This is a genomic window from Pirellulaceae bacterium, assembly GCA_029243025.1.
Taxonomy (GTDB): Bacteria; Planctomycetota; Planctomycetia; order Pirellulales; family Pirellulaceae.
The window spans coordinates 73,492-92,924 of record JAQWSU010000050.1; the positions used below are offsets into that span (position 1 = coordinate 73,492).

Sequence of the window (19,433 nt, forward strand, 5' to 3'; positions counted from 1 at the left end):
GTCACTCGAATCAAACGTGGGTGACTGAGCTTCTTGCACGAAGTTGACGTCCGATGACTGGTCATGAGCAAGAACAGTAGATTGAGAGTTGACTTGCGAATCCAGGTAAGACTTTGAACGGCGATGCACCGTTGGGCAATAGGTCAAAGATGAGGTCGTGTTTTTCGTGTCGGAATAAGCAGTATCTAACGCTTGTTGCAAAGTGAATTGTTCCATCGAGTCGCGGATTGAGTTGACTAACTGCCAAGGTTTATAGTTATCTTCTGCCGGTTGCTGGAAAGTTGAAAGCTGTAAATATTACGCGCCTCGGTCGAAAAAATCACGCCAGTTTGTGGTGGTGATGGAGGGAGACGACGGAGGGGGGGCAGGGCTGCTGGCAGCTTCGATCCCCCCCCCCGTTTTGATGATTTTGCAGGGAAATGATTGACTTGCTCTTCGCGCGATTCTAGAACATGGACTACACCTTCAGAGCTCGCTTACATCTCCAGAACAATACGAACAGCGTGGAAGGCAAAGTCTTGCTTTGTCTTTTGGCCATCATCGATTTTCTTCATCACGTTGTAGAGGGTGCCAACATGAGAGTGATCCTGTTGTTGAGCCTATTTGTTACTTACCCCACTGTGCTGCAGGCAGAATTTGTCGGTGCTGAACTGCCGCTCGAAGACGGTACGCCAGATGGTTGGTCGGGGGTGCCGGTTATGTACGGCAACGTCTTGCCGGCTGGCGAAAGTATTTCTACCGTTCGTTACTACACCGCGGATGCGCGGTTCGAAGCCGAGGACGGTGTGTACCACATGGTGCCATTGATTGTTCAGCAGGAAGACGGTAGCGAAGAGGATGGAGAAGGTATTTTTACGGTTTGGGAGGTTGGACCTGCTCACACAGCAGACGGAACCGGCGACCAGGAGTTCAGCTGGGGGAGTTCGGCTGTTCCTGACGACGGAAACCTTTATCATCCAGCCGCTTTGCAATGGAATGAGGGATTCAATAACACGAACGGTGGACACATTGCATTCGCGGAAGGCGGCGGCGACGGGATGCATTACTTCGACATCGATACGACTGACTTTATACCGGATGAAGATATTGGAGACATTGAACCTGAGATGGTGTTGTCGGATCTGACAATTCACACAGCCGGTTTTGGGAGTCGCTACTATCAATTGAACTTCGAGACTGGCAGTCAGGCCGATCCGGGTGATTTCAACGCGGATGGTCTCGTTGACAATGTAGATATGGATTTGTTGTCAGGTGAAATACGCAATGGCGGACAGGACACAACGTTCGATGTCAACAGTGACGGTACGGTTAATGACGCTGATCGTTCGAGTTGGGTGATTGATGTAAAGACGACCTGGTTTGGGGATTCGGACTTGAACGGACTGTTTGACAGCAGTGACTTTGTACTTGTGTTTCAAGAAGGATTGTTCGAGACAGGCAGTCCGGCCGGCTGGCGAGAAGGGGATTGGAACGGAGATGGTCGTTTCAGTAGCAGCGACTTTGTGACAGCTTTCCAAGATGGGGGGTTTGAAGCTGGCCCCCGAGATCCGGCCGCTGCACTAGTGCCAGAGCCAAGTACGTTGATCATGGTGATTTTCGGCGCCGTGACTTGTCTCTATATGAAACGGCGACGTTAGCTTTGATGCACTGATTTTGGAAACCGCTCGTCGAGTTGGCTGAGCTGATCGGCTTCAAGATTTTCGAAGCGCAGCACAAATCATGACCTCCCTGCATGGATTTTTTCTGTGTCGAGAGGTTTTTTATTTGGATGACGAGCTGATCACATTTGGAGGTGCTAGAGCTTTTGATTAGTTGCTGATTTCTTTCGAACCGTCTTCTGCAACAATCGGTTGTGAACGTTGTAAGTCGACTATAATACCGATTCGACTGATCGACGTTCCTTGACGTGCTGTGTGTGGAGGGTTCGATTCTGTGCGGTGATTGGTCGAGAAAACGGCCCCGCCTCAATCAGCATAATTGACTGGATAGAATGCCATGTATCGAGCGATGACGCTAACTTTCTTCATGCTTTTGCTCTCATCACAAGCTCGTGCCGAGTCGGACAAGTCCATTCGAGTGTTTGTGCTTGCAGGTCAGTCAAACATGGTCGGAACAGGTCAGATCGCTCTGGATCTGAAACGCAATGATGGCAGAGGATCATTGGAATGGCTCGTTCACGAGCCATCAAAGGCAGCGCAGTTCGAACATTTGGTGGATGCAGATCAGAATTGGGTCGTGCGCGATGATGTGCAGATTTGGTTCCTCGACCGGAAGGGCGGGTTGGCGCCCGGTTATGGAGGTGGTGAAACCACGATCGGACCGGAGCTTGGTTTTGGATGTGTCGTGGGAGACGCGATCGACAACCCCATTTTACTGATCAAGCTGGCTTGGGGAGGTAAGAGCTTGGGACGCGACTTTCGTCCGCCGAGTTCGGGTGGCGAAGTCGGACCCTATTATAAAAACGTGATTGAAACGACCCGCAAGGTGATGAACGATGTGGGTGAATTGTTTCCGCAATTTGCGGGCAAGAAATTGGAGTTAGCCGGTTTTGGTTGGCATCAAGGTTGGAACGATCGTGTGAACCAGAAACTTAACGACGAATATCAGCAGAACATGGCTAACTTTATTCGTGATGTGCGCAAGGAGTTTAACCATCCCGGGCTTCCTTTTGTGATTGCCGAAACCGGCATGAGCGGTCACAAAGAAAAGCACCCACGCGCCTTGTCGCTGATGGCTGCCCAGGCTGCTGTGGCCGAACAGAAGGGATTTCAGGGAAATGTTGCATTTGTGGGAACCCGGGATTTCTATCGTCCGCCGGAAGTGTCACCAGCGCGGCAGGCATATCATTGGAATCGAAATGCGGAGACCTACTACCTGATTGGCCAGGGAATGGGGCAGGCGATGCTTCGGCTTATGAATCGTGAATAGGCCTACGACAGATACCGTGGCAGCGTCAGATGAGAGAGGAACAGGCCAACGATGTGTGGATTTCAATCACCGGATTGTTCGCGAGTGCAGTATCCTTCGCGAGTGCAGTATCCTTCGCGAGTGCCCTTGATGGTTCTTTGGAAACCACTCGTCCAACGAATATTCTGGAGTGACCATCGAAAAGGCTACTCAGATTTCAAATGATCGTTTGACCGACACCCATTTCAGTCATTGAAAGTAGGAATGAATCATGCGGGTGATTGTTTATTTTACCGCCGTCTGTTGGGCGATCAGTTTTTATCTACCTGCATTTCGTTTGTCAGCTGACGAAGTCGATTATGTGCGCGACATCCAGCCGATACTCGCTGAAAAGTGCTATGCTTGTCACGGACCGGATGAAGCAACTCGTGAAGCAGGGCTTCGATTTGATATCCGTCAGGCGGCACTCGCTGAGCTGCCTTCGGGGCAGAGAGCCATTGTGCCGGGAAACGCAGCGACAAGCGCTTTGGTCGAGCGGATTTTGCAAGCGGATAGCGAGCAACGCATGCCGCCTCCGACCACTAAAAAAATACTGACACCATCGGAACGTCAAATCCTCAGACAGTGGATCTTGGAGGGCGCTGAGTTTACAAAACATTGGGCCTTTGTTTCCCCAAATCGTCCTACGCCACCTCTAAAAGCGAAAGCCTGGGGAGAGAACGTGATCGATCAGTTTGTCTACGACCGGCTCCTACAAAATGGTATGTCACCATCGTCGGAAGCGGATCGAGTGACTTTGATGCGACGTCTCTCGTTCGATTTGCGAGGGCTTCCGCCATCCATTGCGGAGGTTGACGCCTTTTTGGCTGATCAGCGTGAAGACGCTTATGGGAAAGTGGTGGACGAAATGCTCAAGTCGGTCCATTTCGGTGAGAAACTTGCCCAGGACTGGCTTGATCTAGCGCGCTATGGCGACACGAACGGATACCACAGCGATAGTCATCGCGACATGTGGTTGTATCGTGATTGGGTGATTCACGCTTTCCACACGAATATGCCTTATGACCGATTCATTCGCGAGCAGCTGGCTGGCGATCTCATGCCCAACGCAACTGAGGAGCAACGCATTGCCTCTGCATTCAACCGGAATGCACCTTTCAACGAAGAAGGTGGTGCCGATCCGGATGAATTCTTTGTCGCTTACGCGGTAGATCGCACGAACACCACCGGGCAGGGGCTGCTGGGCCTAACGTTTGGGTGTGCACAATGTCATAGCCATAAATATGATCCCATTTCGCAAACAGAATATTACGAGTTTCTTGCGTTCTTCAACAGCGTCGATGGTGAAATAGGTGGTGGTGGTGAAAATGGACATCACAACAGGCCTGTGCCGCCAACCTTCGCTGCCAAGTCCCCCTTGCGTCACTTACAAGTTGAGCAGCTGGGAAATGAAATCAAAAATGCACAAAAGGAATATGAGCAGGCTTTAGAAACAGCGATTGTGCGAGCAGGAACTAGCAAGTCGTTTCATGCCTGGGTCGAGCAGCAAAAGGTCGAGCAAGCCAATCGTTCCAAGTCGGCTGCCTTACCGATTACGGAGGGGCTTGTGCTCCATCTGGATGCCAGCGATGTGAATGGTAATCGAATCGTGGATACCGAAGAGGAATTGGATCCGTCCAGGCGCCTCGAAAGTTGGCATGATCTTTCAGGGAATTCTCATCTTGCCACCGGGCATGGTGCGCCGCGGTATCTTCCGCAAGCGATTGGGGAAAAGCCGGCCATTCGATTTGACGGGAAAACAGACTTTTTTCGCACCGCGACCGGTGCCGAACGTCTTGGTGATGATTTTACGATTCTGACCGTGCATCGCGTTTGGCAGGCGCAGGGGCATCAAATGCTGGTGATGTGGGGGCAGGAAGAGCAGGGTAAGCGTCGTGCGCTATGGCTGACTCAGGATAAGCTGCAATTTGCCTTCAATGGCTACTCTGCCGATGTAGTTGGAGACAGTTCCTTACAGCTTCAGGTTGCTTACATTTGCTCGCTCACGAAGAGCGGCCCCGATCATCAAATCCACTTTGTATTAAACGGAGAGGATGCTGGCGAAGGTCAGGCCACGCTTTCTGATTTCGATAATTCCGCAATTACGATTGGTGCCAATAACGCCGGAGCTGAGCATGCATCGATCGATTTAGGTGAATTATTGATTTACGATCGACCATTGTCGCGGGTCGAGCAAAACCTGGTCGGTGACTTTCTCGCGGGGAAATACGCCGTTCAGTCGAAGTATGACGGAGTGCCTGCCGAATTGGCCGCGGTGCTCGACTCACCGAGTTCTGATTGGAACAACGCTCAACGCAGACAAGCAGCTCGTTTTTTTGCGGAGTATGTGCAGTCCGCTTCCTCCCAGCGTTTGCAAAGACTTCGTGATCAACTTCTGCAGGTCAGAATGCAACGTGACACCATCATGGATGCCGAGTCGACTGTGATGGTGATGAAATCCATGCCAAAACGAAAGTCGACGTTTGTCCTAAATCGTGGTGACTTTCAACAGCCGGGCGAATTAGTCACACCCGATGTGCCTGAGATGTTTCCACCTTTGCCGTCTGGAGAATTGCCGAATCGTCTCGCACTAGGTGAATGGATGACACGGCCCAACAATCCATTGTTAAGTCGCGTCCGCGTGAATCATTTGTGGAAATTACTGTTTGGACAAGGGTTGGTGCGGACGCCGGGTGATTTTGGAACACAAGGAGCACCGCCAACCCATCCTGAATTACTCGACTGGTTGGCGGTTACGTTTGTTGATTCTGAGTGGGATACGAAGGCATTGATCAAGCAGATGGTTATGTCCGCCACCTACCGCCAGGCGTCGATTGTGACAAAGCCAGCCAGCCTGAAAGATCCTGAGAATCGTTGGTTGTCGCGTGCCCCGCGTTATCGGCTCTCGGCGGAGGAGATTCGGGACATGGCACTCGCTTCCAGCGGATTACTCCAGCGGAAAATTGGTGGGAAAAGCGTGCGACCCTTTCAGCCTGCCAATTATTTTGCCGCGAATTCTGGTAAGCAATGGAGCCCAAGCAACGGTGTGGATCGCTTGCGACGGGGGATTTACACCTATTGGCAACGGACGGCTCCCTATGCTGCCTTCGTGATTTTTGATGCGCCGAGTCGTCAAATCTGCACAGCCCAACGATCGCGCACGAATACACCGTTGCAAGCACTGGTAACACTGAACGATCCGGAATTCCAACAAGCTGCCCGGGCACTTGCAATTTCCGTACTGGGACAGCAAGGGAAATCGGATCGAGAAAATCTAATCGAGATGTGGCGACGAGTATTAAGTCGAGTTCCCAACGACCAAGAAATGGGGATTCTCACATCGTTGCTGGATGAGCAACGTCAAAGTTACCAGCATTTGGCTGTTTCCGTACCGAAGGATGTAACTTCAACGGGGCCTGCGCCACGGGAGATCTCGTCCTGGACCAATGTAGCCAGTGCTGTTTTGAATCTGGATGAAGCGATAACTCGCGAGTAAAGCACGATGGAAAATCACAGTACTAATCGTAGTGGGGACGATCCGATTGCCACCGATTCGATGATTCGTCGAACGTTTTTGTCACGAACAACGGCAGGCCTTGGACTCGCTGCGTTGCATCAGCTGTCAATCCAAGAGAATGCCGGGGCGGCTCCAGCCTCGCCAGCGATTCAGCCCCAATTCGCGCCTCGTGCAAAGCGGGTCATCTATTTGTTCATGAGTGGCGGTCCTTCTCAGATGGAAACGTTTGACCCGAAGCCTGCCCTGACGAAATACCATGGTGAACTGTTGCCTGATTCAATTCGGCGGGGGCAACGATTGACGAGTATGACCAGTGGTTATGATCCGCGTATTGCCAAAAGTGATCATCGCTTTGCCAAGTTTGGTAATGCGGGCCATGAGATGAATGTGCTCTATCAGCACCTGGGCAAAATGGCGGATGACATGACCATCGTAAGGAGCCTGCACACCGATCCAATTAATCATGATCCTGCAGTCACCTTCTTGCAAACGGGGAGCGGGTTGGAAGGTCGGCCTTCCATCGGTAGTTGGCTCTCCTATGGACTCGGATCGATGAATCGAGACCTTCCAGAATTTGTGGTTTTGGTTTCGGGAAGCGGTCAGCCATTGTTGACACGCTATTGGCATAATGGCTTCCTTCCAAGTCGGCATCAGGGAGTTCAGTTTCAATCGCAAGGTGACGCGGTCTTGTTTCTCTCGAATCCGCCAGGTGTCGACATGGAGAACCGTGGCAAACTGATTCGGCGTATCAATGATTTGAATCGAATCCGACTGCAGACGGTTGGAGATCCAGAGGTTGAAACCAGAATCAACGCTTTCGAACTCGCCTATCGTATGCAGTCGAGTGTTCCTGACTTGATGGATCTGTCGAACGAGAGTCGATCGACGTTGGAAATGTATGGGGCTGAGCCGGGAAAGGCTTCGTTCGCCAATAATTGTTTGCTTGCTCGGCGACTGGCGTCATCCGGTGTGCGATTCATTCAACTCTATGATCGCGGTTGGGATCATCACGGTGCAGTGGCAACCGGAATAAGAAATAAAATTGCACAAGTCGACAAACCGTTGGCAGCGCTGTTAGCGGATCTGAAACAACGTGGACTCTTGGAAGATACGCTTGTCATCTGCGGCGGTGAGTTTGGGAGAACGTCGTATAGCCAGCACAATCGTGGCAAAGAATACGGACGAGATCATCATCCGCGGGCGTTCAGTATCTGGATGGCCGGGGGGGGCATTCGGCCCGGTGTCAACTATGGCAAAACGGATGAATTTGGTTACAACGTGGTCGAGAATCCGGTGCATGTCCACGATTTTCAAGCGACCCTGCTGCACTGTTTGGGGTTAGATCACGAACGCCTCACGTTTCGTTACAAAGGACGTGATTTTCGACTGACCGATGTGCACGGAAACGTCGTGCGTGATCTGCTGGTCTAGCAGGAAAAGTGGCCCGATTGCCGGGCAAGGCGATGTTTTCAATCGGGGTGCCTTCCCCATTGTCACGAAGTTACCTGACCGGCACCCGCATTTGCTCGCTTGGCGACTAATCGATCAAAGTAACTTGTTCAACCTCTTCCGGACTGAGTTTCGGATTCAGCGTCGTGTCACCCGGCTGTGCTCGCTCGAGGGTGATCTCGCAGCTGTACGATGTGTCATCTCCATCCCAGGCATATTTCATATCCCGTAAGATTCCTGTTCGAGGTGGATTGGTGATTGTCTTGCCCACTAAAACAAACTTCTTTGCTGGAATTTTAACCCGTTTGTCAATGTTTTTACGAAGACGTGGAACATCGGTCTGCGACTCGTAAGCTTGTTGCATTTGCCAGGCCGACACTCCAATTGGTAGAGCGATTAAGCAAATGGCGAGCAGCAAACTCAACGAATCCAGAACAGCCCAGTGAGGGGTTTTACTGTCTTTATTGTCATTTATTTAGTTGGCCTGTTGTTGATGAAAACAGCCTCGTTCGGGGGGGCGGTTTTCGAAGTGTCAACGACCGCTTTTTGCGCCCTTCGATCGATTTTAGTTCCTGATCGCCAGCTGTTATCAGCCCTTTGCAGCGAGTGAGGTGGGCGAATTCGAGTTGCGACGGCGTTGCGAGACGCGGCAAGTTTACTAATGGATTCAGTCGAGTTGGAGGATGCGGTCTCTCAATTCAGCCGTGGTAATGTATTTTACTTGTGGCTGGCTGCCTGAATTGATGTGTTCGTCGATATAGCGGAGCACTTCGTGGAACTTGTTGAACTGCTCTTCGCTACTCGTTTCGTGAATGGCTAAGCAAATCGCTGTTGTTGTTCCCTTTCTCGCCATTGCCAAGTGTTCCTTGAAAATGATTTTCATGTCTTCTGCACTTACCATCCAATCGATTTTGCAGGTCTGTGGTATTTCGACTAACGGTTGCTTGTCGATCGCGCTGATAAACGGAGCCTGATGGTTGGGAAGAATCGATATTTGGGAGATTCGATAAGGGGAAGACTTGTATGTCACACTCGCGTCCCAGCCTGATAACGCGTGCCAGCTTGGTGCGTATTGAGAGCCAAATAAAGTTTGAGTTGGAAAGGCTGCAGCGCTGGTCGTGTAACCATGAGATGCAATCATGTTTTGCAAGTCGAGACTGGTTGCATAGAAACCGGCGCAAAACGTTTTGGGGTGGCCAAGCTCTCTGTCTTCAAAAGTTTTTCGAGTGTACTCCAGTAGCTTGCCGATTTCTTCACGTGAGTAACGCGTGATCGGGACAGCATAGCCTGAATCGTCCCGACTTCCTTCCGTCTGCTCTGCATTGACGCTTGGATGGGTGACGAATTTAACCCCTGCTGCCGTGAGGAGGCTTTCATACATATGAAGGTGAGTGCCGATTTCCGCTCCGTGATGGTTTCGAGTCTGTTTCACGAACCGTTCCATGGCTTCGCGCAATGGGGTTTCTTGGGTGTACGCTACCGGGTTGTAGAGGTGTGTCCATCGCATCGTCGGGTGAAGTTTGGTGAGTTTTTTCAATGCCTCAAGATCCCCTTGGGTCATTGCCCAGGGGCGATCGAAATGAGAGACCATGGTCACGTAAACGGTGGGTTCCGCGGCTGCTTCAAGGGCGAAGCAAGTCAAGAAAGCTGCAGCGACCCACAATTTATTAAATCTGGACAGCTGATTGAGGAAGAGGGGGAGCATGCTCACTTTTCCGTGTCTCAATGATTTGCAACGAATTCATTAAACTGACATCGCTAACCTAAAGCAGAAATGTAAAGAAGTCCACGGTGTTCAATCGTATTTGAACAATTGGAGATCGGCGTTGATACGTATGCGAATGACTGGCATGGGAAGGTTAGGAGACCGTTGTCGATGCAATGGATCTTAAAGTCGAATTTTGCATGGTGCGCAGCGAAGTCGCCGATGCAGGATTACTGGATTTAAGTGCTGATTCGATCTAAATTGGGGCGTCCTGCTTCATGAGTTTTTTTAGGTGCAAATTAGATGGTTAATTTCAAATTGGTGCTGAATCATTCCTGGATCTGTTTGGCAATGATCGGGCCAGTGTTGCTATCGGGACTGAGGGTAAGGCCGGTTGTGGGGGAAGAATCCACCATCTCAATGGATCGGGCCAGAATGGCTGCGGTCATCAAATTTGCGGACACTGTTTTGATGCATGGCAGGGATCGTTACGGATCTATTCATTCACCTTTATTTGTTGATCAATTAAATGTCGACACTATGCGTGCGCCGGATCGGACCTACATCAATCGGCTAAACAAGCCAAGTCCACGTCAATGGCAACCATGGCAGCCTGTCATTTCTTCGAATCTGGCTTATCAGTGCAATCTGGCTCGAACCCTGGCCGGTTTGAGTCATTTGACAGGAGATTTGAAATACAAAGAGGCGTATCAGGAGGCGATCCGTTACTGCTTTGAAAATTACCAGACCGAAAGCGGTTTGCTGCATATGGGGCACCACCGATTTATTGATTTGATTAGTGAAAAATATGACGGTGATGATTGGCCTCCTGGAAGTCGCGGCCACGAAATGAAAGGAGATATGCCGTATTATGATCTCTTCTGGGAGACCGATGCTGAATCCACTCGACGGATGCTTGCCGGGCACTGGAACTCTCACCTGAAGAATTGGGTGAATATGGACTTCACACGACATGGACGTTATCACAAGCGTTTGGAAAGCGGTGTGTGGGATCGCCCGCTGGAAGAGCCGGTCAAAGGAATCATTCAGGGAGATTTAACGTTTTTTGATTCGGCAACTGACATCCTTTGGGCGGGCGGTAAGTTGTCGCAGCTAAATCAGGATCAGAAGCCACGTTTGTGGACCGAACGGTTACTCGCACGGTATATCGACAGTTCGCATTCTGAAACCGGTTTACCGCCATTTCACCATACGCAAGCGCGTGACCTTGCCAGTGGTTTTCGATTTCCTCATCGAGACTGGCAGGAATACTCTTTACTCGTGACGAATGGAAGTTCGGGGCCGCCGGACTTTCTCTTTGCGTCGGGTGCCACGATGTTGATGCGTCTAAGTGAACTCCTGGCTGATGAGGGGGTGTATTTTCGAGACTCCGTCTCTTCGTACCTTAAAGCGTATGCCAAGCATGCTTACCGAGTCTCTGACAATACGTTCCGGCCGATTCATTTTGATGGCACGGATCTGTCTTCTTATCGCCGGCTGAGTTCGCCGGCGTACAACATGTCATCTGATGGGCGTTGGCCACCTTGTGAAGCCCATTCGGGATACATGCTCTCTTTCGCGTTGTGTTATCGATTGACTCATGATCCCGAAATCTGGGAAACTCTTCGCGGAATTGTTCGAGGGAATGATCTGGGGGATATCGGTGAAAGCTCAGACCAGGAACCCCGTCTCAAGACGCAAACGAGCCAGGATAGACCGCTGGCGATTTTTGCCTTGGTTGAGTTATTTCGTGCGACGAATAAAGAAGCCTATTTGGATACTGCCCGGCTTGTCGCAAATAACGCCTTCGCCAACCGTTTCAACGAAGAGAAAGGACTCTTTGTTGCCAGTGATTTACATAAGCATGCAAACTTGAATGTGTTAGAACCACTTGCGTTTTTGACACTCGAGGCTGCTTTGCGGGATCAGATCGACAGTGTGCCTACCTATGATGGAACTGTAGCAGCGATTGATTCCGATGGTGTTTTGCGTCCCGTCAACGTGTTGCCCTATCAACCAGCAGCATCAGTTTGTTGGTACGCGCATACGGTGGATGCGATGTGTGATGGTTTGATCCCCGAGAGTTCGCAGGATTCAAGTATTCCTCAAATGTCTTGGTTTCGAAGCCAGCATACAGAAAGTGTGACGGCTGTGTTTCCAAATGTTTTAACCGAGCCGATCGAAGTTGCTGCGCCCAACGATGCCGAGGGAACCAGTAGGTTACTCAACGGAGTCATGCTTGACTCACCCTTCTCCTACACCTTCGTTGGTCCTGGATCCCTCAAAATGAATACGGATTTCAAGATCACTGTTTTGCAGGGAAAACACATTTGGCAAGACGTTACTCTCTATCCAGCGAGTTCCCTGAACTATGTACTCGACATTTCAGCCGGGAGTGAGTGGAAGTTCACGGGGCAGATCTATGAATACTATTCACGCGGTAATCGCGCGGGAGTTGTGAAAAACGGCGACGGAACGGTCGTTGTGACTGGCGATTACCTACCCATCTATAAGGTGAAGGATGAGGACAATCGAGCCTATCGGGGCGATACGGTTGTTAATAACGGCTTGCTGCTGGTCAACAATTCAACGGGAACAGGAATCAGCCCGCGTTCGACGATTCACATTAATGAAAATGGTGTGTTGGGCGGCGATGGAACGATTGGGACGGGCACGACTGAGGCAAGAGTACATATCCACGCCGGCGGTATGCTATCTCCAGGGACTTCTATCGGCACGTTGACTTTGAAGGATGGTTTAACGCTACACGATGGTGCCAGGTTGCGTTTTGATGTTGGCAGTCGCTGTGATTTAGTTCGGGTGGAGACTGGGGCTATCGACTGCTCCCAGGCAAATCGGGTGTTGGTTGAGTTTTCGCAGGTTGGTCGCATGGAAGTGGGGGAAACTTATGATTTGATCGATTGGTCTCTGGCCAGTTCTAGCGGAGTCAACGCTGACAAGTTCGTGCTGGTTTCCGAGCGAATCGACGGTTGGTTCTCGGTGCGGAATAATCGTCTTAGGTTGACCGTTGTCGATTCGCTGTCGGCAGAAAAAAGTGACGTCGCCTCCGATTTGAAACAGGATGATGCCGAAACGCCTGAGACTGTGACACTGTTACATCAAAGTCGCGGCCAAGCAAAGCGATATCGGTGGATCGCCCCACGTAGTGGAGATTGGCAGGATCGAGGTAATTGGCAAGATAGCGAGATTCCGAATGGGCCGCGATGGGAGTGGGCTCAGTATCGCTTTTTGACGCCACGCCTTGTTTCAAGGGTTGACCTCTATTGGCTCGACGACAATGGACAAAATCTTGTGCCAAAAAGTTGGAGGGTCTTTTATCGCGAAGCGGGTAAGTGGAAATCAATGAATGCGAAAACGTCCTATGGAGTTGCCAAAGATCAGTGGAACAAAGTGATGTTTCAACCTGTTGTAACCGATGGCTTGAGATTGAAAGCGGAGTTGCAGCCGAATTTTTCCGGTGGCATTCTTGAGTGGCGTATTTACCCAACAACAACAGATCCGGTCGATCGGTCAAACAAAACGCAGGATGTGCGTGAATGAGATTGTAAGGGAATTTCAAAGAGGTCAACACAATTCGTTCTGTCAGCAAATCGAGCGAGTTGTCGATGCGAATCGTTGTGACGGAATGATGTTTTATTGATCGTCATCGTCGCGATCGAAAAAAAACAGCGTTTGCTAATCCGCGCTGTCTTTGCGGATCGGATGTTGAGGGCGGACGAACACCGATTTGAACTGCTCGTCGATGGAGTGTGCAGTCTGCGAAATTTGAGTTTCAGGAGCCGAGCCGTTGATCTGCAGTTCGAACTGTGGTTGCGCCGGATCGCTCGTCGTAAATCGTATCAATTTTTTGAATTGGCCTGATTCGAAATCGGAATTTATATCGAGCGTCCACGTTTCCGTGGAATTGGGCGCGAGCAACAATGTTCTTCGCACAGGATGGCCACATTTGCAATCATCATCCATTTCGTTGATGACCAGACGCCGAGTACCTTGGTTGATCATGTCAAACGTGACACGACGAACTTCTCCCTCGCTAAGTCGGCCGATGTGGGCACGATCCCTGGTGAGCAACAGACGGGGCGTGTTTTGGTTTTCGCTCGGTGACTGCCAGGGGCAACAAATGACTGTTGCTGTGCTGACTGAGCTTATTGCCAACAGCAGAATTGCTATCCAAGATTTTATTGGAAAATGACGCATGGTTTTTCCAAGCAGATTGTTTGAACCCGATCCGTCAATCGATCTGAATGGCTATTGCACCAGCGAAATTCCTGATGTTCCGTGCTGTGCTTTGCCTGCTTCAAGGTCATCAAAGTCGACGGATTCATCAATATGCGAGATCACATCAAAAAAGACGATTCTCTTAGCCAGTATTTTTCCGAAGAATTCTAAGTCGACATCCTCGCCGGGGGTATTGACGTGGATATAGGATTTGGTGGTGTAAATGACTGCATGTAATTCGCCGAATAGCGGGAGATAGCAAAACTTGTTGTTACCCATTGGGTAGATTTGCAGGTCGATGGGCTTTTCACCGACGTTGTCGATATTGCCATAACGTAAATCAATTGTTCCCTCAACATAGATGCGAGTTGGTCCCGTCACCGTAATTGTTGAGTCGTTGAATAGTGACATTTCGGTAAAGTAGTAAGTCCCAGGCGGTAACGTAATTGAATCGGGGGCGCCTGGTTCGCTGCTTCCAAGCTGAAACTTTTGATTGTCTAAAAGTTCTACACCATTATTGCTTTGATCAAGCAGTGAGTTGTTATTCTGATTGGCTGCGTTTCCGGGGTTAATGTCAGAAAATACAAGTTCGTTTTGGAACGCGATGAAATCACCGGAGACTTGCCATGCGGCCACCGATGGGGTCACGGCATCTTCCCACCATTTCGCATCGCCGTTGATAAACGTGTTACCCCTTAGTCTCAGCACCCCATTGGTACAAATGTCACCGTTGTTGCTCGCGTTCCACGAACCGTATTCACCTTGGCCTGAGTCGTAGCTGTCAGTGAAGGTGAAGTGACCAGAGATTCGATCATTAAAGTAGATTTTCAAAAGTCCGATGATGCCTCCGCAGGATGCACGATCCCGTCTGGCGACGGCGGAGGCCATCACACTTGCATTGTTCGTGCCGATCACCGGTGCAAAAAATAACCGAATGGAATTCCCGCGTTCAGCGGTGCGGTGGCATGTGACTCTAACGGCATCCAGGGTGGTATTGTCGCCCTCGGGAACGACCGTGAAGAGAGCCGTTTCTTCATCCCAAGTGCCAATCTCGATGTCCTCGGCACTAACCAGCGGAGTGCCCAATCCACTTGTGTTATTTTTCTCAGCCCATTCGATTGCGGCGGCAATCGCTAATTCTCGGTTGGGCAGCGCACGAGCAGCGGACAACGCAGCCGCATCAGCCGCATTTTGTAAATTGCTTTCCGCGACAGCCAGTTGACCGAAATCGATTGAAAACGCCAAGAAGGCAATGACGATAATCAGGCAAAACGCCGCGAGGATGGCGATCGCGCCACGGCGATTCGCTTTGTGCCTAGGTTTCAACATTACTTATTCGTGCTCGAGAATACAGGAAGAGCTGAGGATTGAGTTGGACATCATGTTCGCGTAGAATCCCGCACCCGCTTTCGAGTAGGGGATACTGATGGTGACCGAAATTTCGTCCCCCTCTTCGCCTTCGGATAAGTCGATATTCGCATTTTGATTCAAGAATATTTCTACCGTAACATCTGTCTCGGCTACGTTTAGAGTTTGGGAAATCCATGCCTTTGCCTTTTGTGAGACGTCGGCACTGGTGGATCCGGTTACGATGGCGGAACGTGCAGCGCGGCGCGTCGCCATCGAAAGCATATGTTCAATACGAAACGCCTGCCCAAATTCGATGACTCCGGCGAGCAGCAATAGGAAGAGCGGTGCGATGAGGGCAAATTCAACAGCCGCAGCGCCTCGGTACGCTCTTTTTTTTTCTCTCAATCGTCTTCGTGTCGAGCAATCAAGCATGAACGCTTTCTCCGTCTTGAGGACAAGCATCCAACGAGGTAACTGCGTCGAAAGAAGATTCTGACTCTTGAACTCGCTTCGCGATGCGATTGAAGTCGATAGCAAGATCCTTCCAGAAGTCGTTTTCGCGAAAATCAATTGGCGCGACTTGTCGACCCTCTGCGAGATCGTGCATGCCTTGCCGTAATCGCATCATTGGCCCAGCGAAACGATTTGTAAGTTTACATAAGTCGCGGAGGAAGATCGGCGCGAGCGCTAAAAACGCCAAAGCGGTCGGACCGTGTCGCCTGATCATGTTTCCCGCTGCTTCTTCGGGTGGGCCCACGAGGAGTTCCACAAAATAAAGAAAAGCCCCGGTGGTGATCACAAACAAAAATCCGTAAGCCAAAAGCCGGCAAAGGATTGCCCCTTGTACTGATCGATCAACGAATTGTTTCTTGCGTTTTTGGGTCATGTTCGCATTCGATTGGGAAAACATGTGAGGTCGTTGAAAAGCTTAGCTTAAAAAAGGAGCCGAGTTTCGCCGCACTTAGGCCCGTTTGCAGCGCGGGTAGATGGAGCGACCGACACAATGGTTACGATTCAACCGGTGTCAGGACTCCTGTGGTCGATCAGTAACGGGAAAGTGATCAACGGCAATCGATTTGCCAGGCCGAGACGAATTCTCTGCGAACGCAGGTGGATCCAGTTGGGCCTGTCGAAATAGTGGTGGTGCTCAAATCGAACGTTTGTTGCTGGCGAGGCTATTGAAAGTGATGTGTTTATCGAACTTGAGTCGAGCAAGCCACGCACGAAAAGATTACTTTTTTCGACTCCAACTTAAACTGGCTACCCGACAAGTTGCGGGAGCCAGTATTCGTTTTTAGGAAGCGAGGTTGCTTGAAATCAGTCCGCGTTTCCTTCATCGGACAGTAAAATGATTTCAGCCATCACAGGGAAGTGATCCGAGCCGCCAGGAGCATCTCGGCGAATAGAGGCGTTGACGGTACGGAATACGGAATTGGTCCTTTCCTCGGTGTAAATATAGTCGATTTTCACGCCGAACCCTGTGTCACCGTTGGCCGTGTCACCGTTCGCAACTCGGAATGTATCCTCAAAAGTGATCGGGGTATTCCACTCTTGACCAAATGCGTTGATCGAACCGTCACGAATCAAACGCATGGATTCGAGTGATTCCGCAGCGTTTAAGTCACCGATCAGGACCACTGGTGCCTCGTCAGCATAGGGGCTGGCAGCCATGTGTTGCGTTGCCATCTCCATATTGCGGAGGTGATAGTCCTCACTGACGCCCGCCAGCGGATGCATGCCATAGACTGAGAGCTTCTCGCCGGTTTGAAGATGTTGCAAAGTGGCATAGGTCATCCCTCGCGAACCGTCATACGTGATGACTCCATCATCAAGAATCTTCCAGCGGTCGGCACGATAGAGGATATCACCATCCCAGGTGTTGCTGCCGGTCGAGAATTCGTAGTCGAGTCCGGTCTTCGCTTCGATGGCAGCCAGAATTTGATCTCTTTCGCCCCACATCTCTTGAATGCTGGCAATATCGGGAGTGTAATCAGCAATTGCTTGAGCGATACCATCGATTCGCCAAGGAGCACCCAGCGAGGCGTAATAGACGTTGAAGCTCATCAGTCGAACCTTGACGCCATCGGCGACCAGATCACCGCTTGGGGCAGGGTTGGCGGGAGGTGCGATCGGAGGCGTGATCTCTTCGGGCTGACTAATGACGCCATCGCCGTCGAGGTTTATCTGAAATAGCCTTTCTTTCGCCGCTACCGATGATTCGGTCGGCCCTTCTTCACCGATGAACATACCACTCTCATCGAGGATCCAGGCATAGGGGCCCCAGTCGCCAACATCGAGTACTCGTAACCGACCGAGTTCGTCCCGTGCGGCAGCCTGCAGTGTGGATCCGTCTCGTGACAGCGGTACGTCGCCGCTCCAGTATTTATCCGCTCGACGGATCAAGATCGGTTCGCCACCGGCATCTTGCACGTAGGCCAGCCCTGTTTCCGAGTCGACGAGCAGACTCGTGTCGGTGGTTGCTGCAACAAGCTCAAGTCCGGGGGCATCGTCGATCGGATCCACCGGAGGATCGGAGGGCGTTGTCGCCACATCGGCGTAGACATAGCGAGTGCCCGTGCCGAAAGTATCGAGGAAGAAGGTTTCGACTGTCGGGTTGACTTCGACGCGAGCATCTCCCCACTCGGGTCCCCATCCGTGCGTCGGCCAATTTGAATTGATATAAGTCAGGGCAGCTACGTCATACTGGTCGACCACATCGTCCAGGCGATCAAGATATTCGATGAATAGATCTGGATTACTGGCGGCAGGATTTTGCGCGGTCGACTCGGCAATTACAATTTCGTGCCCCTGCAGCTGCGCGAAATTCATGCTGGAGGCGAGGTTCGGATCGATTCGCTCATTGGGAGCATTGATCGTTCCGTTAACCTCCATGCCAACATCGTTATTGAAAACAGAGAAACCGACCCAGTCGACATTTTCTGCACCCGGATAGAGCCACTGGGTATCGTTGTATCCGCGGACCGGATGGAACCCGAACTCAACATTGCTGGCCTGCGATTCAATGCGATTGACGATGTGGTTGTAGGCGTCGATGAAGGCGGACGGGTCGAGTTCGGGAATCGCATCAGGATTTTCAAACACATTGATCCCCGCACTTGCTTGTTCATTGATCCAATCGACGACGTATTGGTCACCGTTGTAGGCGAACAGGAGCAAGCTGACTTCGTAACCAACGCGGAGTAGAAACTGAGTGTCAGAACGGCTCGCCATGATTTGGGCGAAACTGTCGATTTGTGCATCCCACTCTCCACCACGAATGTCATTCAACGCGTCCCAGAGAGCGTTCGAGTTATAGTCGGCTGCTTCCCGATTAATCATTTGGCCGTAACCGCCGGCCGGGGTGTTATCTTTGAAGCTCAATGCGACCATCGCATAGTCACCAAGGTCGTTATTGCGTACGTAATCTAAGAATTGAGAGTTGGGGCTATCGTCACCCTGTTCGATCTGGCCCAGGTAAAAGGTGGCGTAGTGGGAGGATCCAGACGGAGTCAGTCCGGTGCCTGCGATGAAGTCAGTATACTCATCTTGGAATGTCTGTCCGACGAGCATCAGTGTTTGGCCGTCCTCGAGATCCTCGAGTGCGGGAGGGGCGATGCCGGAATCGGGCGGCACGACGGGTGAAGTCGGTAGATCACTATCCGGATCCGACACCGGAGGATCGACGGGTGGGTCAACCGGATCTTCGACGGGAGGAGCGGGTGGAACGGGAGTGACAATTTCGTCATCCGGTGAAACGGATGGGGTTCCGATCACATTGTCAGCATCGAGGTCGATTTCAAACAGAGTTTCAGCCGTGTGAATGTTTGCATCGGTGAAATTATCTTCACCCGTGAAATGTCCCTCTTCGTTTAGGATCCAAGCGTAACGAGTATCATAACTCGGATTGACGTCCAAGACACGGAGTTGTCCGGCGCCATCTCGAGTGGCAGCCACGAGTTGCCAATCTCCACGTACGAGCGCTACGTCACCATCCCAATATTCTCCCCAGCGTTGCACAGTGATCAAATTATTAGCTTCGTCGCGAACGTAAGCGATGCCACTTTGCGGGTCGCGTAGTAGATGAACATTTCCGTTGCTTTCGATCTCTTCGAAGTTAGCGACAGGATCCGTGACGGGAGTTTCCTCATTGACGGGATCTTCTGGTTGAATTGGCGTGACGACGACGGTTTGCTGGGACTCACCAATCACAGCAAACGTCGTTTGCTG

General features: G+C 51.0%; 11 protein-coding genes. 5 read left to right on the top strand and 6 right to left on the bottom strand.

The genetic code is table 11. The features are described 5' to 3' along the window. Positions 1 to 452: 452 nt before the first annotated feature. The 4 genes from P8N76_24695 (at position 453) to P8N76_24710 (ending at position 7,894) form a co-directional block, all read left to right on the top strand. Positions 453 to 1,637, top strand: a complete 1,185-nt coding sequence (locus tag P8N76_24695) for a PEP-CTERM sorting domain-containing protein (GenBank protein ID MDG2384892.1) — start codon at positions 453 to 455, stop codon at positions 1,635 to 1,637. A gap of 358 nt (positions 1,638 to 1,995) precedes the next feature. Next, positions 1,996 to 2,928 carry a sialate O-acetylesterase gene (locus P8N76_24700; GenBank protein MDG2384893.1) on the top strand — a complete coding sequence of 311 codons (933 nt, stop codon included), beginning with the start codon at positions 1,996 to 1,998 and terminating at the stop codon, positions 2,926 to 2,928. Positions 2,929 to 3,178: 250 nt separating this feature from the next. Next, on the top strand, positions 3,179 to 6,442 hold the full coding sequence (locus P8N76_24705) for a DUF1553 domain-containing protein (protein MDG2384894.1): 3,264 nt from the start codon (positions 3,179 to 3,181) through the stop codon (positions 6,440 to 6,442). A 6-nt stretch (positions 6,443 to 6,448) separates the two neighbouring features. Then, positions 6,449 to 7,894 (top strand): DUF1501 domain-containing protein, encoded by a 1,446-nt coding sequence (locus tag P8N76_24710; protein MDG2384895.1) that lies wholly within the window; start codon positions 6,449 to 6,451, stop codon positions 7,892 to 7,894. Between the two features lie 106 nt (positions 7,895 to 8,000). Here the strand turns inward: P8N76_24710 and P8N76_24715 are convergent, their stop codons facing one another. Both P8N76_24715 and P8N76_24720 read right to left on the bottom strand, forming a co-directional pair. After that, complete coding sequence (locus tag P8N76_24715; protein ID MDG2384896.1) at positions 8,001 to 8,276, bottom strand: hypothetical protein; 276 nt, start codon at positions 8,274 to 8,276, stop codon at positions 8,001 to 8,003. Between the two features lie 303 nt (positions 8,277 to 8,579). Further along, positions 8,580 to 9,617, bottom strand: coding sequence for a hypothetical protein (locus tag P8N76_24720; GenBank protein ID MDG2384897.1), 1,038 nt, complete (start codon positions 9,615 to 9,617; stop codon positions 8,580 to 8,582). A gap of 303 nt (positions 9,618 to 9,920) precedes the next feature. Between P8N76_24720 and P8N76_24725 the strand changes: the two genes are divergently transcribed. Beyond that, on the top strand, positions 9,921 to 13,178 hold the full coding sequence (locus P8N76_24725) for a hypothetical protein (GenBank protein MDG2384898.1): 3,258 nt from the start codon (positions 9,921 to 9,923) through the stop codon (positions 13,176 to 13,178). Between the two features lie 708 nt (positions 13,179 to 13,886). Here P8N76_24725 and P8N76_24730 read toward each other — a convergent pair. The 4 genes from P8N76_24730 to P8N76_24745 all read right to left on the bottom strand — a co-directional run. Beyond that, a complete protein-coding gene (locus P8N76_24730) occupies positions 13,887 to 15,185 on the bottom strand; it encodes a pilus assembly protein TadG-related protein (GenBank protein MDG2384899.1) in 1,299 nt (432 codons plus the stop codon). A 3-nt stretch (positions 15,186 to 15,188) separates the two neighbouring features. Then, positions 15,189 to 15,638, bottom strand: a complete 450-nt coding sequence (locus P8N76_24735; protein ID MDG2384900.1) for a TadE/TadG family type IV pilus assembly protein — start codon at positions 15,636 to 15,638, stop codon at positions 15,189 to 15,191. Beyond that, a complete protein-coding gene (locus P8N76_24740) occupies positions 15,631 to 16,092 on the bottom strand; it encodes a hypothetical protein (GenBank protein MDG2384901.1) in 462 nt (153 codons plus the stop codon). Before P8N76_24740 ends, P8N76_24735 begins: the two co-directional genes overlap by 8 nt. Before the next feature lie 431 nt (positions 16,093 to 16,523). Then, the coding region (locus tag P8N76_24745) for a hypothetical protein (protein ID MDG2384902.1) at positions 16,524 to 19,433 on the bottom strand (2,910 nt) is incomplete at its 5' end.